The organism is Betaproteobacteria bacterium (assembly GCA_016720925.1).
In the GTDB taxonomy this organism is placed as follows: Bacteria; Pseudomonadota; Gammaproteobacteria; order Burkholderiales; family Usitatibacteraceae; genus UKL13-2.
This window is the reverse complement of the sequence record JADKJR010000004.1, coordinates 49,837-64,182: the sequence shown is the minus strand read 5'-3', so window position 1 is coordinate 64,182 and position 14,346 is coordinate 49,837. Positions and strand designations below refer to the sequence as shown.

Genomic DNA, 14,346 nt, shown 5'->3' with positions numbered 1-14,346 from the left:
TAGCCAGGAACGAGCCATGACGCAGACGTGGCGAACATGCGTTGTCACTTTGCGAATGACTACCGAAGCCAGATTTTGCTGACATAAAAAGCGCCGTTCGGTACCGGGTGCAAGGCAAAAATGGCGAGATTGGCAATCGCATCGAGATTCAGCAACCTGCGTTTGGGGCCATGCTGCAATTCCTGCAACGGGACCATGATGGTGGTGCGGGTTCTCGCGCCAATAATGATAGAGCGATTGAAGCGATCGTCGTATTCGAAATTGTGCGGTCGATCGTGCACGCGAATGACAAGCTCCATTTCGCTCTCACCGGGATTGATGATATCCACGGCTAGCGCCTGATACCCGCTCCATTTCGGGAACGGCTCGGTGATTTGAAGGCCGGGGTATCGCCCTTTGTCGATGGCGACTTTCAGGACCGGCGCCTCGTTTACATCATTTTGTTGCGCTCCACCGCCTTCGCCGATGCCGGGCAACCTTGTTATGGAAACGTTACCGGCATCGGACGAAACGAAAAACATGCCGAGCGCGGATGGATTTTGCATCATGATCGGAAACCGCGCATCGCGCTCCGCGTAGGCGGCCAGGCACCAGATCAGAGGCCCCAGCGCGACTGCCGTCGCCAATAACGCCACCGACAAAAGCCCCAGCCACAAGCCAAGCGGCTTCGGCACGATTCGACCGCCAAGAATTCCGGCGTGACCGGCGAGGCAAGCTATCGCGCCAACGGCATCGTACATCACGTCCACGACTGACGCGCCTCGATGGGTAAATAGTTGACCGATCTCGGTCACTGCCCCGACCACTACGGCCGCGATGAACGCCGCAAGATACCGAATCCAGGCAGGCCTGGCGAGCAGGCCTTTGCGCTTCGTCAGCAAAGTTAAAACGAGCAACGCAATCAATCCAAACGCCAAAGGGTGCCCGGTCTTGTGCAGCACGTGCATGAATTTCGTGGAACTAGGCAAACCCGCGAACACCACGAGGGCGGCCAGCAGGCCAATCGCGACGGCGACAATAATCGTGAACGCAATGTCTTTGCTTCGGATGTTGTTTTGGCGAAAACTCATGTGCGCGTGGAAAAAGAGCCCGAGCTAGATTTTATCTTCAGGCAACACTACCGCGCAGGGAAACATGGAAGGCAGACTCGAACAAATTCTTCAGGAATCAAAACGCGCTCAATGTGATCGTGAACGGAGGACCCAGTGAATACCGTAGCGGGAGGCGCGATCCGCAATCCACGGCTCATTTCGATTCCAGACAGTACTTTCGCCACGACCGGGCTGAAGCGTGTCATTGAATCCTGAACGCGCAGAACCTGGGCACTGGCCTGCGGCGGTACGACAGAGGCACCAGCCATTCAACTGAGCTACGAATCGCCCAGAGCGCGCTCACGCACTTACCTGAATCTGCCCCTCACAACTTCCGCAGTACCCCGTCCGCTTCCCTCCAGGCTTTTTCCCATTGCGCCTTGACCGTCGCGGCTTCAGTGGACTTGCCTTGGCGGGTGAGCGATTGGGTCAGGCCGCGCAACGCCCAGCCGCTGCCGGGCTGGTCGGCCAGGTCGTCGCGAAAAGCTTGTTCCGCGCCGCCCCAGCGTTTTGCTTCGAGCATCACGTGCCCGAGCAAATTGCGCGAGCCCGCCGCCAGCAGTGGCGGCTCACGATCCTCGATCGCATCCTCCAGATCCACACCCCGTTGCGCGGCACGTTGCGCGGCATCGGCATCGCCCGCGGCCAGCGCCAACTCGGCCTGTTGCCACGTCAGCAAAACGTCGAGCAAGGTCAACGCAAAGCTTTCATCACCCGATGGATTCCGCTCACGTTTCAGGATGGTCACCGCGTTCTCGACAACATCGCCCGCCTCACGCGCCTGCGCGAGCTGGCCGGTGCGCGCCAACGCCACGGCGCGCGCATGCGCATGGACCGCGGTCCCGAAACGCTTGCCCGCGTCCGCGGCAGGCGCGGGCTCGGCCAACACATCTGCCCAGCGTTGCAATCGAATCAACGTCAGCAGCGGCAAGCTGCGATTGTATTCGGCATAGACATGCTTGTCCTCGGCACTGCGTTTCGCCGCGCGCCGGGCAGTCTCCAGCGCCAGTCCGGCGCGCCCATCCATCAAGGCCGCGAACCACAGGAAATGCAGGTTGTGGCCATCCCAGTCCTTGACGACCTTGAACTGCTGGCGCTTGATCAGTTCGGCGAGACTGACTTCGGATTCAAGCGCGCTCTGGTTCACGCGCACCGCATCACCAAAGCGGGCGATGCGCGCGTAGATGTGCGCGGGCATATGCCGCAGGTGTGGCGATTGCGGCGCCAGCACGCCCAGCCGGTCGGCCGCGGCTTCCGCGCGCTGTGGTTGCGGCGAGGCATCGACGGCATGGATCAGGTAATGATTCAGCCCGGTGTGATCCGGCGCGCTCTTCAGCAGCCGCTCGATATGCGCGGTGACCGCGCCGATCTGTCCCGCCGCCACACCGGTCTTGCGATCCCACCAGTCGCCCGGCGTGGCGATCATCGCCGCCTCCGCATACAGCGACGCGATATCCGCATCATCCGGAAAAGCCTTGGCCAGCTCGCGCATGTGCGCGAGATAGGCGAGGTCCAGCGGATCGGGCGCCTTGGTACTTTTCACGCCGCAGATATCGCTCGGCAACGTGGGCACCTCGCGCACCGGCACCCCGAGGCCGGCATAGCGCGCGGTCATCGCTTCGATCAGTCCGCGTTCACGTGGCGTCACGCGCGACATGTGCTCGCGGGCGAGCGCGGCATAGCGCCGCATCTCGGTCTGGTCGCCGCGTTCCGTCGCATTGATATTCGGCCCGAGTTGCCAGGCCACGCCCCACGCGCACATCGCGCACGCCGGGTCGGCGGCCAGCGCGGCCTTGAAAGCGCGCACCGCCTCGTGTTCATTGAATGCATACGCCTGCAACACGCCCTGGTCAAACAGGCGCTGCGCCTCCGGCTTTGACGTGGTGATCGTCTGCGTGGTCTTGCCGAAATTCTCCAGCACCGGCGCCGTGGCGGCCAGGTCCGGCACGATCGGGGTGACACATGAAGCCAGCAACAGCGCGGCGCCAATGCGCAGTACATGCCTCAATGGCAGCACCGTCCGCAATGGCAGGGCCGTCGAACATGAACGGGAAAGGCGGCGCATCGTTTCCTCACTTTCAGGCGACGGCGACTTCGGCTATGCGCGCGGGCGAGGCGCGCCGCGACAGAAGCGCCAGCGGGGGATGATTGGAAGTGCCGATTCTATCCGGGGCCGGTCATCACCGATAGGGTCCCGAAAAAGTTGTCGGCGCGCCCCGGGCGAAAGGGTTTACCGTAAACGATCCGCAGCCTGCCCAGTAGTGGTATTTCGAGCTAGATCCCCTCATTCACTTCCTTTAACTCCCGCAATTTCAGCCAAGAAATGCTCAGTACGTAACCACAATGCAACCCATACTCTTACCGCGCGGCATCAGCATACAATCACACCATCACCAGACTCAGGAGCCACCGATGAACGATCAGTCGACGTTGAGCCACGGCGTACAAACGGAATCCGCCGCACGAACGAACGCAATCCACCCTTCGTCCCGTCACTGGGCAGTGCGTGCCGCCATGGCCCTGGCGCTGGCCGGCACCGTCGCTGCAATACACCCCGCCTTTGCACAGACGCTGCCCTACCCAAATAAACCAATCCGGCTGGTCGTGCCGTTCACGCCCGGCGGCGTAACCGATACGAGCGGCCGGGTGATCGCCGAGCAGCTTTCGAAACGGCTCGGTCAACCCGTCATTGTCGACAACAAGCCCGGCGCCTCGGGCAACATCGGCACGCAGCTCGTCACCACGGCGGACGCGGACGGCTACACGCTGCTGCTTGGCTTCGATGGCACGCTGGTCATCAATCCGCACGTGTTTGAAAAAATCCCGTTCAACACTGAAAAGGACTTCGTCCCGGTGGGCAAGATCGGCGATGCCATTCTCATCCTGGTCGCCAACCCCTCCGTGCCCGTGAAGAACTTGCGCGACGTCATCGCGCTATCGAAAAAAGAGCCCGGCGGATTGTCCTATGGCACATCGGGCACCGGTGGTACGCCGCACATCGCCGGTGAGCTGTTCAAGCAGCGGTCCGGCGCCAACCTGGTTCACATTCCCTACAAAGGCGGCGGGCAGGCGCTGATCGATGTGCTCGGTGGCAGCGTGCCGCTGGTGTACACGGCCGTCGCGGGCGCATTGCAGCACATAAAGTCCGGCAAGCTCACGGCGATTGCCGTATCGAGCATGCAACGATCTTCCGCATTGCCGGATGTGCCGACATTCATCGAAAGCGGTATCGCCGATTTTGAAATCAACTCCTGGGTCGGGTTGCTCGCGCCGGCCAAAACCCCCAAGGCCATCATCGACCGGTTAAGCACCGAACTGAACGCGGTGCTCACGGATCCTGACACGCGCGCGCGGCTCGACGTGCTCGGCATCACCGCCACACCCGGAACACCGGAAAAATTTGGTGCGGAAATCAAGCGTGATCTTGCCCGCTACGGCGAAGTGGTGAAGTCTGCGGGTATCAAGGCCGGCGGGTAGCGAGATCGCCATTGGGCGCGGTGTTTCAGGCTTTTTCCTGCCGGGAGGCTCATGAATGCTGGGATTTTGCGTCGTTATCCCATGAAGAAATCGCCATGGCGCCCGGATCAGTCATCCCGCATTCCAGCGCCGCCAGCCCTACCCGGCTTTCGTTTCACCGTCACGACCGGACTCTTCGTGTTAGCGAATTCGCAAACGTAAGAACGTGCCGGTGAACGTGGGGACGCACGAAGTGGATTGCCGGTGATGAGCGAATACGAGCGCGGCCGTCGTGACCCATTCTTCTCTGTTTAGTGCATTCAGCTCTTTTAGAGGCACTCAATAAGGGAGGTGAACTCCCGTCTTATGCGCAATTTGCCCACCTACCGCCTTTGGCACCATGTTCGCTCAAACGAACCGTATCCGCCATTCAACATCCTATATTCGTGTCTGCCCTCGTTACGCATTTCAAGCGGCGGCCGGGAATTCCATGTATCCCCGGCGATGAAAGTACCGAGCCTGGCACGGTGCAGCTTTAACGGCCTGATGGCCTTGCCGGCCATCAAGTTGCCAGCATATCCATCATCGAATGATGGCAACGCTCGCAAATCCCATGGGTTATTCCGGGAAGCACCGAGCGCTCGAAAAGCTGCAAGTGCGTGATGGCGTCTTCCACTTCCAGCCAGCCGTCTTCGACCTTAACCTTCTTGCACCACCCACAGACAGACAGCAGATCTGCGGAACGGGTCGTGCCAGGGTCGAACAGCGGCTGGCATACCCGGTCTTCCTCTGAAATCGTGCGAACTCGAAACTCGATAATTCGATCTTCGCCTTTGCAAACCTTCATCTGCAGCAGCCGCCGGCAGGTGGGCGAATCGCAGCGCAGGCTGAATTGAATCGCGCGGCCGCCACGCACGCGGCTTAACACATCGCGGTAAATCTGCCGCGTGCTCGGATCGGTGATGAAATCCCACAACGGACGATGAAGAACCGCCTCTGACGTGACTGCCACCCCGGCATTTGCGCCCGCGAATTCGTCGTATTCGCTGTTCACGAAACAGACTTCATCCCGATCATTCAGCCAATAGACGATGTCACCCTTCGTACTCATCTCACCGCCCTTGCGCCGCTCAAGCCGGTGTTGACATACAGCGGGAAACGCATGTCCGTCCACCCGGCACAGGGCGCGCCCGCGATGACGACAATGTCGGGTTTCTGCACTAACACGATACGGATTGTATTTCAAACATGCGGTAAGCAAGCATAGCGGAATCCAGCGCCATGGCGCAATTGGCCGCATGTGCGAATGTGCGCACATGCAATTGCGCGCCTGCTACCCGACATGACTCCTTCGATCGCCACCTAGCCTCCCCAGGCGCCGCCAACGGCAACACCAACTCCCGCTTTTCTGCGCAATGACACCAGATCGCGCCAGCGCTTCAAAAGATAAGAATGCAATGGGGCGCACTTAACACGACATCGATTGTCGCAGCCGGCTGCTGCCCTTCCTGAAGGCTTCTGGCGGGTCCGATTCCCAAATACAAAGGACGCTATTTCCAGTAACCCTGTCCCGATCCATTTTCCGATCCCTATCCGTTGCCATTTCGATCTCGCTCGCGTCGTCGCACGGCGCGCTCGGGGCCTCGGGCGACCTTGATCCGACTTTCGGCGTCAATGGCGTCTCGTCGGTCAACATGGGGCAGGCCGCGCATACGCCAACCGGATTCGTTGCACAGGCGGATGGTCGATACCTGGTCTCCTTCGAGGCGCCGGTTGCCAATGGCGGCGGCGCAATAGGCGGCACCCCTGCAGGCAGCGTGCCCTTCGGCGGTGGCGTGGCCCGATTCAACACGGACCACACACTCGACACCTCATGGGGATATCAGGGCATCGCCGGGCGCGGCACGACGATCAACGGCATCACATTGAGCAACGGGCAACTCCTGACAATCGAGAATGGTGTATTGCCCTCTACTGTTCCGAGTTTGTATAACAGCATCGAATTCCCCTTTGTGACCCGCTACAACGCCGATGGCATTCCGGACCTGGGGTTCGGCAGCGACAGTGGCCGGACATTGCCGGTGCTGACCGACAACAATGCCGGTTATCAACAGCGGTTCAATGCGATCGCAATCGCCCCGGACGGAAAAATCATCGTCGCGGGTAGCGATCAGGGCCAGGTATTTGTCGCGCGATTCCGTGCCGACGGAACGCCGGACGCCGCATTCGGGTCAATCTCCCGCCTCTCAGTGGAGGCTGGATGCGTTTTACCGTTGGAGCGGGCCTAATGCCGCCAATGCGGTCGCCATACAAGCTGATGGAAGAATCGTGGTAGCAGGAAGTTATGGTCCCGATGTTTCCACCACGCGGGCGTTTGTCGCCAGGCTCACCGCCAGCGGCTCCCCTGATCCGGATTTTGCATTCGGCGGCACCCTTTCCTTTCCGACACCCGGTGACCCGAGCGATTGCCGGAGCGTGACGATTGACGCTATCCGGATTGTCGCCGGCTGCACCACCGGCATTACCGGCGGGAAAGACCTGTACATATGGGGTATGACATTGTCCGGCGCCACCGATCCGACCTTTGCGTCCACTCTGATCGACCTTGGCAGCACGCAGGACAAAATGTTCGCCATGTTCAAGCATCCCGATGGACGTTTTATTGCCGCCGGCCGAGGCGGCGCGGGCAATAGTCAGCTGGCGGTGATCGCGGTCGACGCAAATGGTGGCCGCGCAAGCGCTTTCGGCACAAACGGCGTTTTTCTCGCACCCGAATCCGACACGGGTGACGGCGGCGCAATCGGCTGGAACGGAAATGAAATTGTTGCTGTCAGCCGGCGAACCGTGGCCGTCAAAGACGATGCGGTAACTACCGCCCTCTCGATCACAGGCGCGCGCACGTCGGTGACGTACTCGACGTTGTCGTTTTCCTATGGCGACTACATTCGCCCCAAGGTTTTGGCCGATGGCCGAATCCTCGCGATCGGCAATATGTCATTCGGCACAAAAGGCGCGTTTCGTGTTTCGCGATTTCTTCCCGGCGGCTCGCTGGACGCGACCTTTGGAGGCGGCGGGCACACGTCCTTTTTTACCGAAGACAACTGGACATGGGGCGCGCGCGATTTTGTGTTGCAGCCGGACGGCAATATTGTCCTGACCGGCGGATTCGGCGCGCAGCCGCCACTCTCGCCAGAGCAGACGCTCGGTGCAGCGCGAGTATTGGGTAATGGTGGCCTCGATCCCGCATTCAATGCCGGCCCCAGTGCGGGCCAATCGTCCTTTGTCGTTCCGAATACTTTCAATGCCAGCGCCGGTCGTGCCGTGCGATTGCAAGGCGACGGCAAGATACTGCTGGCGTCCCGCTATGTCCCGGCAAGCGCAGCCGGCAGGGAAATGCTCGCGGTACGTTTCAATGCGGACGGGACACGCGACACGGGCTATGGGATCAATGGCTTGGCAACGAGTGCTTTCGTCATTGGAGCGACCCAGTGCCGCGCCATGGACCTCGATGGCAACGGCCGCGCGGTGCTGATGGGCGATGGCGCGGGCGAAGTGAGGTTGACGCGGTTCACCACCAGCGGCACGCTGGATCCGAGTTTCGGGACGGGCGGCATGGCGGCGTTTCCACTCCCTGCCGGGCACAGCCTGCTTTTTGCGTCCGCAATGGGCTTTGTGCTGCCCAACGGAAAAATACTTGCCGTGCTCAACGCAAGCAAAGGCACTGATGGCGAAGTGGGCCTGATGCAGGCGAATGCCAACGGCACACTGGATACCACGTTTGGCAACGGCGGATTCAGTTTTGTGACGGTGTCGGCGGGAACAGCCAACAATGGCAACGCCTTTCATGCGGCCATCGCGCCCAATGGCCGCATTGCCATCGTCGGATTTGGTAGCTTGGGCACCGTGACATACGTGCCCATGCTGGCGCGTTTCATGCCCGATGGCCGACCGGATAGCAGCTTTGGCAGCGGCGGCGTCCGCTTCTATGCGTTGCCAGCCGACAGCTGGCTGATCGGCGTCGCGTTCGCGGCGGACGGCTCGATGATCCTGACGGGGAGCACCAGCGCCGGCGGAAGAATCTTCGCCAACGTCATCAAAACCGTGGCCGACGGCAACGCGATCGGCCCCAACCTGGTGAACGCGTTTTCACGCAAACATCACGCCGGACAGAGCGGAGCGTTCGATCTCAGGCTCGACCCCGTCGCGGGAATCTCCGGCCCCATTTTCGTGGAGCCGCGCGCAAGCGGCATGGGCCATACCATCGTCTTTCGGTTCGACACCACAATTGCTTCCGTTGGATCGACAACGGTTGAAGATGCCAACGGCATATCGTTGGGAAATCCGACGCCAGTTTTTTCCGGTAATGAAGTCAGCATCCTGCTACCGCCGATTGCCGATATGACACGCGCAAAGGTCCGAGCCACCGGCGTCAATGGATTGACCTCTGTCGAGGTCAATGTCGGCTTTCTTTTCGGCGATATCACCGGTTCGCGCAAAATAAATGCGGCCGACATCAGCGCCATAAAACGCCGGATGGGACAGTCGATTACGGCGGGCGATAACTTTGCCTATGACGTCAACACCAACGGCAGCATCGATGGCGTAGATTTGTCGATTGTCAAATGGCGGTCTGGAAAGTTGCTTCCCTTACTTGCGGTTGACTAATGAGGGTAGACCCTGATAGTTCTTGCGTGGTGCCTGCTTTGATCGGCGCATTGATGGTCTTGCCATCGGGCAACGTGAATTTCGTGTGTCCATCGGTCAGGAAGATGGCGACGACGTTCGGATGTTCGTGCATGACGGGTTTTCATTGACGCCGTAGTTGATGTGTAGCACGCGCACTTGGTCGTTCTCGCATTCCACTTTGTCGTGCTTGGCATCGACCTTGATGGGGCTCTCCGCTGTCGCGCAATTCCTCGAATGCGCCGCTACCCCGCGCGATCAATGGTAAAAACATTGTCAGGTGGGTTGGTCGCCTTGCGGTAGTAGTAGGCGCACCACGCTGCGCGGGATTCGCTGCAGGGCGGGATGTACAGCAGCACCTGTCCGCCATCTTTCAGTTCATAACCGCCGCTGGACGAGCGGGCCAGCAAAACCGGATCGCCGGCGCGTTGCATGGCGTCGTTGAAATTGGCGATGTCATGTAGCGCGGCGAGCCACGCGGCCTCTTCGCGGTGGTCGGCCCGCAGGTCTTCGACCGCGCCCGATTGGGAAATGGCCCGGTGCAATTCGGCGAGCTTCGCTTCGGCTTCGCGGTCAAACAGATGATCCGGTTGATCGAAGAGCGTGAAATCGATTTCCGCGAGCTCATCGTGACTGAGCCGCTTCAGCGCCAGAGGAAAGAAACACTTTTCTTCCGTCGCCATGTGCAGATGGTAGGCGTCCAGATAAGTGGTCAGTTGTTCGGCCAATGGTGTGTTGACCGTCGGCAATTGATGCTGCACGACCGCGATGCTGCGCCGCAGGTTCCGCGTGAAATACGCAAGCGTCTCGTGCTCATCGACCAGGTCCCTGAGCGAATCCACGATATCCGGGCAGTTGCTGCGCAATTTCCGGTAGACCAGGTCTTCCTTCGGGTGATGGCATTTCTCGGGATAACTCGACAGATACTGGAAGCAACTCTCCAGCAAACGATAGTTCACCGGCGCGCGGCTGGCCAAATTGGCCGCTTGCCGCTGGATGAGGTCCAGCACCCGGGAAATATTGCGATGCTCCTGCAGCAGGATATTGATGACGTCCGACATGTTGGCCTCCTTTCTTGAACAGTTTTCTGAACTGATTCGGGAATTGTGACTTATATCAAAAGATCGTGGTTAACATTCTGCTCGCGCCAGCGGGGTGGCTCCCGTCTTTGCGGTGTCAATATCCCGGTTTTCCGTGGCCTGCGCTTGCGTTGCCCCGCGCGCCACCGCACGTAACTGCGACTACTTACACGTGATTACGTGCGACAACTACGCCCCATACGGCACCCAGATATTCTTCACCTGTGTGGCCTCGCGAAGGACGTCGTCCACATTCGGCAGCGCGCCGCCCGCCTCCATCACCCACGTGCGTTTCATGTTGGCGGCACTGGCTTTCTGCACGGCGGCCTGGCCTTCTGCAGCACCTGCATACCAGATCGCATCCACGTCGTCGTGTTCGCTCAACGTTTTGGCCAGTTCGTCACGGTCGCCGGTGACGATGTTGATGGTGCCGTGCGGCACGTCGGAGGTTTCCAGCACCTGGTAGAGATCGGTGGCGCTGAGCGGGTGTTTGGGCGAGGGCACGATCACCAGCGCATTGCCCATCGCGAGCGCGGGTGCGGCGAGCGCGGCCAGTGCCAGCAGCGGGTGCTCATCCGGCATGACGATGGCGAGCACGCCCATCGGCTCCGGCATCGCCAGCGTGACGTTGCGTTGCGGCACGCCGTGGATGTGGCCGTCGTATTTGTCGGCCCAGGCGGCGGCGGTGAAGAGCTGCTCGATGGATGCTTCGACTTCCGCGTTGGCCGCGATCGGTGATGCGCCCGTTTGCTGACTGATGCGCTGCGCGAATTCGCCGGCGCGGGCGGCGAGGTTTTCGGCGAGGTAGTAGATGATCTGCGCGCGGTTATGGCCGGTGGATTTGGCCCAGCCATTTGCGGTCGCGCGAGCGGCTTCGACGGCGTTACGGATGTCCTTGCGGTTGCCGGCGCCGACGTCGCCGATTCTGGTTTTGTCCGGCGCGTAGATGGCAAGGGAGAGGCCGCCGGCGGGGCGCGTTTGTTTGCCATTGATGAAGAGTTTGGCGGTGCGGTCGATGGGGGGCAAAGCCGGAAGTGAACGTCCAGCACTGGCGCGCTTCTCCGAGGCTTTTTGGCTGGAGAGGCGCGCGGGCGCTTGGGTTTTGCCTTGTGGCGCGGACTTGCGTTTGACGTATTCGTAGAGCCCTTCCTTGCCTCCTTCCCGCCCGAAACCCGATTCGCGATAACCGCCGAAGCCACTCGCTGCGTCGAATTGATTGGTGCTGTTGATCCAGACGGTGCCGGCCTTTACTTGCGTGGCGAGATCGAGAGCGAGGTTGATGTCCTCACTCCAGATGCTGGCGGCCAAACCATAGCGCGTGTTGTTGGCGAGCTTGACGGCTTCTTCGGGCGTGCGGAAGGTCATCGCGGCAAGCACGGGGCCGAAGATTTCGACTTGCGCGATGGTGGACGCGGGCGAGACGTTGGTGAAGAGTGTGGGCGGATAAAAGCAGCCGCCTTCGGGGCCGCATTTTGTGTGGGCCCAGCTCGGTTGCCACAAGGTCGCGCCTTCATCCGCGCCCTGCTTCACCAGCGCTTCAATTTGTTTCAACTGAACCGGGGCGACGATGGCGCCGATGTCGATGCCTTTGTCCAGCGGATCGCCGACGCGCAGTTTTTCCATGCGCGCGCGGAGTTTCTTGTACATTTTTTCCGCGACACCTTCCTGCACCAGCAGGCGCGAGCCCGCGCAGCACACCTGCCCCTGGTTGAACCAGATCGCGTCGACCACGCCTTCGACGGCGCTGTCGAGATCGGCATCGTCGAACACGATGAAGGGCGATTTGCCGCCAAGTTCGAGCGAGAGTTTCTTGTGCGTGCCGGCGGTGGCTTTGCGGATGATGCGACCGACATCGGTGGAACCAGTGAAGGCGATCTTGTCCACGTCCGGATGCTCAACGAGCGCGGCGCCGGTGCGACCATCGCCGGTGATGATATTGACCACGCCCGGCGGCAGGCCGACGGATGCGCAGATTTCGGCGAACAGCAGCGCGGTGAGCGAGGTGAATTCGGCGGGCTTCAGCACCACCGTGTTGCCCATCGCGATCGCCGGCGCAATTTTCCACGAGAGCATCAGCAGCGGAAAATTCCACGGGATGATCTGGCCGACCACGCCGAGCGATTGGTGATCGGGCAGTGAGTGGTCCATCAGTTGCGCCCAGCCGGCGTGATGATAGAAGTGGCGCGCTACCAGCGGGATATCGATATCGCGCGTCTCGCGGATCGGCTTGCCGTTGTCCATCGTTTCCAGCACGGCGAACAGCCGCGCGTGTTTCTGTATCTGGCGCGCGATCGCGTACAGGTAGCGCGCGCGGATGTGGCCCGGAGTGGCGGACCACGCGGGGTAGGCCTTGCGCGCAGCTTTGACGGCGGCGTTCACGTCGGCCGTGGTGCCTTGCGCGATGCTCGCGAGTTTCTTTCCAGTGGCCGGATTGATGGAGTCGAACCATTCCCTGCCAGAAGGATTCTTCCACTCGTTCCCGATGAAGAGCTGGAATTTCCCGGCGTGTTCGGCGATCCAGTCGAGCGCGGGTTTCGCGGCTTCGGGTGCGAGGCCGTAGGCGAGGGTTTTGGTGAGGTCTGTGACTTTCATTATTTTCCGCTCAATAATTGTTCTTGATCGTTGCACACTGGAAAAAACACGTTTGGAACGTCAAGGCAGTCAATCGACGATGAAAAGTTTGGCGCCAATATCCGTATAGGAACGATGGGACTCTTCGTTATCCGCCACTTGATAGCTCATTCCCGGCTTCAGCAAGAATTTGCGACCGTCTTCCAGTTCGGTATGCAATTCCCCTTCCATGCACAAAAGTACATGGCCCTTCACGCACCAATGATCGGCGAGGTAGCCGGGTGTGTATTCGACCATGCGCACACGGATATTGTTGAATTTCTGCGTGCGCCAGAAGGCTGAACCGCTGAAGCCCTTGTGTTCAGTTCTTTCGATCAAGGACCAATCGGTGGTGCCGAATGGAATGCCTGTCATTTGCATGATGGATGGTTGGCTTAACCGAGCGGTTGGTACTGCATCGACGCATACCGTCCATACGCAAAATGCTCCAACTGCCGCTCGATATCATTGGTCAGCGCCGACGCCCCGAGTCGGAACAGATGCGGCTGCATCCACTCATCCCCCAATTCCTCCTTCATCAATATCAGCCAGTCCAGCGCCTGCTTCGCGGTGCGAATCCCGCCGGCAGGTTTGAAGCCGACTTTCACCCCCGTCTGTTCGTGGTATTGGCGGATCGCGCGCACCATCACCAGTGATCCGGCCAGCGTGGCGTTGGTCGGCTCCTTGCCGGTCGAGGTCTTGATGAAGTCCGATCCGGCCTGCATGCACACGATGCTCGCTCGCATGATGTTCTTCAGTGTGCCGAGTTCGCCGGTGGCGATGATGGCTTTCATGTGCGCGCGGCCGCAGGCTTCGCGGAACGCTTTGACTTCGTCATAGAGCGCGCGCCAGTTGCCATTGAGCACGTGCTCACGCGAAATGACGATATCGATTTCAGCTGGCGCCGTCTTTCACGCTGGCTTTGATCTCTTCAATCTTTTGCGGAAAAGGATTGAGGCCGGCGGGGAAACCGGTGGAAACGGCCGCCACCGGAATACCGGCGCCTTGCAGCGCATCCACGGCGGTCGCGACGAAGTGGTGATATACGCACACGGCGCCAGTGTGCAGCGGCTCGATGATGCCCATGTCGTTCAGCAGTTCAGCGCGAATCGGCTGCCGGGCCTTGGCGCACAGGCGCCGCACGGTGCCAGGCGTGTCGTCGCCACTCAAGGTGGTGAGGTCGATCGTCTTCACGGCATGGATCAGCCACGCGGCCTGGTGCTCTTTTTTGACGGTGCGGCGCGTCGACATGGTGGCGGCGCGCCGTTCCACCGCGCTGCGATTGACGCGCACATCCTTCACGGGGCCGAGATCGAATTTGGTGCCGGGATTGCGCCCTTCTTCTTCAGTCGAATGCGGCGCGCCGGAGACGTTCAGGTGGGTGACTTTGGCCATGGTTCGCGGGTACTCAGGTAAGAAATGAGAAG

Annotated in this window: 10 protein-coding genes and 1 pseudogene; 3 read left to right on the top strand and 8 right to left on the bottom strand. The window is 60.4% G+C overall.

The window, feature by feature from the left end:
* Positions 1–59: 59 nt before the first annotated feature.
* Together vanZ and IPP88_06565 are read right to left on the bottom strand one after the other, a co-directional pair.
* Complete coding sequence (vanZ, locus tag IPP88_06570; GenBank protein ID MBL0122394.1) at positions 60–1,070, bottom strand: VanZ family protein; 1,011 nt, start codon at positions 1,068–1,070, stop codon at positions 60–62.
* Between the two features lie 346 nt (positions 1,071–1,416).
* Positions 1,417–3,156, bottom strand: a complete 1,740-nt coding sequence (locus tag IPP88_06565; GenBank protein ID MBL0122393.1) for a hypothetical protein — start codon at positions 3,154–3,156, stop codon at positions 1,417–1,419.
* Positions 3,157–3,605: 449 nt separating this feature from the next.
* Between IPP88_06565 and IPP88_06560 the strand changes: the two genes are divergently transcribed.
* Entirely contained in the window at positions 3,606–4,568 is a 963-nt protein-coding gene (locus IPP88_06560; GenBank protein ID MBL0122392.1) for a tripartite tricarboxylate transporter substrate binding protein, read from the top strand.
* Between the two features lie 541 nt (positions 4,569–5,109).
* Here the strand turns inward: IPP88_06560 and IPP88_06555 are convergent.
* The gene (locus IPP88_06555) at positions 5,110–5,793 is read right to left on the bottom strand and encodes a hypothetical protein (protein MBL0122391.1); all 684 of its coding nucleotides are present in this window, start codon (positions 5,791–5,793) and stop codon (positions 5,110–5,112) included.
* 448 nt (positions 5,794–6,241) lie between these two features.
* On the opposite strand from IPP88_06555, the gene IPP88_06550 reads away from it, so the two are divergent.
* Both IPP88_06550 and IPP88_06545 read left to right on the top strand, forming a co-directional pair.
* Positions 6,242–6,835, top strand: coding sequence for a hypothetical protein (locus IPP88_06550; GenBank protein ID MBL0122390.1), 594 nt, complete (start codon positions 6,242–6,244; stop codon positions 6,833–6,835).
* 40 nt (positions 6,836–6,875) lie between these two features.
* Positions 6,876–9,212 carry a hypothetical protein gene (locus tag IPP88_06545; protein ID MBL0122389.1) on the top strand — a complete coding sequence of 779 codons (2,337 nt, stop codon included), beginning with the start codon at positions 6,876–6,878 and terminating at the stop codon, positions 9,210–9,212.
* Here the strand turns inward: IPP88_06545 and IPP88_06540 are convergent.
* The 5 genes and pseudogenes from IPP88_06540 to deoC form a co-directional block, all read right to left on the bottom strand.
* The gene (locus IPP88_06540; GenBank protein MBL0122388.1) at positions 9,166–9,345 is read right to left on the bottom strand and encodes a hypothetical protein; all 180 of its coding nucleotides are present in this window, start codon (positions 9,343–9,345) and stop codon (positions 9,166–9,168) included. The genes IPP88_06545 and IPP88_06540 overlap by 47 nt on opposite strands.
* Before the next feature lie 130 nt (positions 9,346–9,475).
* Positions 9,476–10,291, bottom strand: coding sequence for a hemerythrin domain-containing protein (locus tag IPP88_06535; protein MBL0122387.1), 816 nt, complete (start codon positions 10,289–10,291; stop codon positions 9,476–9,478).
* Between the two features lie 207 nt (positions 10,292–10,498).
* Entirely contained in the window at positions 10,499–12,901 is a 2,403-nt protein-coding gene (locus tag IPP88_06530) for an aldehyde dehydrogenase family protein (protein MBL0122386.1), read from the bottom strand.
* A 69-nt stretch (positions 12,902–12,970) separates the two neighbouring features.
* Positions 12,971–13,300, bottom strand: a complete 330-nt coding sequence (locus IPP88_06525) for a DHCW motif cupin fold protein (GenBank protein MBL0122385.1) — start codon at positions 13,298–13,300, stop codon at positions 12,971–12,973.
* 14 nt (positions 13,301–13,314) lie between these two features.
* Positions 13,315–14,314 (bottom strand): annotated as a pseudogene (deoC, locus tag IPP88_06520) (deoxyribose-phosphate aldolase).
* Between the last annotated feature and the right edge of the window lie 32 nt (positions 14,315–14,346).

Excerpts from the sequence above, each read along its gene's own strand:
- IPP88_06525 (MBL0122385.1), bottom strand. The coding sequence starts at position 13,300 with ATGCAAATGACAGGCATTCCATTCGGCACCACCGATTGGTCCTTGATC.
- IPP88_06535 (MBL0122387.1), bottom strand. The coding sequence starts at position 10,291 with ATGTCGGACGTCATCAATATCCTGCTGCAGGAGCATCGCAATATTTCC.
- IPP88_06530 (MBL0122386.1), bottom strand. The coding sequence starts at position 12,901 with ATGAAAGTCACAGACCTCACCAAAACCCTCGCCTACGGCCTCGCACCC.
- IPP88_06550 (MBL0122390.1), top strand. The coding sequence starts at position 6,242 with ATGGGGCAGGCCGCGCATACGCCAACCGGATTCGTTGCACAGGCGGAT.
- IPP88_06565 (MBL0122393.1), bottom strand. The coding sequence starts at position 3,156 with ATGCGCCGCCTTTCCCGTTCATGTTCGACGGCCCTGCCATTGCGGACG.
- IPP88_06560 (MBL0122392.1), top strand. The coding sequence starts at position 3,606 with ATGGCCCTGGCGCTGGCCGGCACCGTCGCTGCAATACACCCCGCCTTT.
- vanZ (MBL0122394.1), bottom strand. The coding sequence starts at position 1,070 with ATGAGTTTTCGCCAAAACAACATCCGAAGCAAAGACATTGCGTTCACG.
- IPP88_06540 (MBL0122388.1), bottom strand. The coding sequence starts at position 9,345 with ATGCACGAACATCCGAACGTCGTCGCCATCTTCCTGACCGATGGACAC.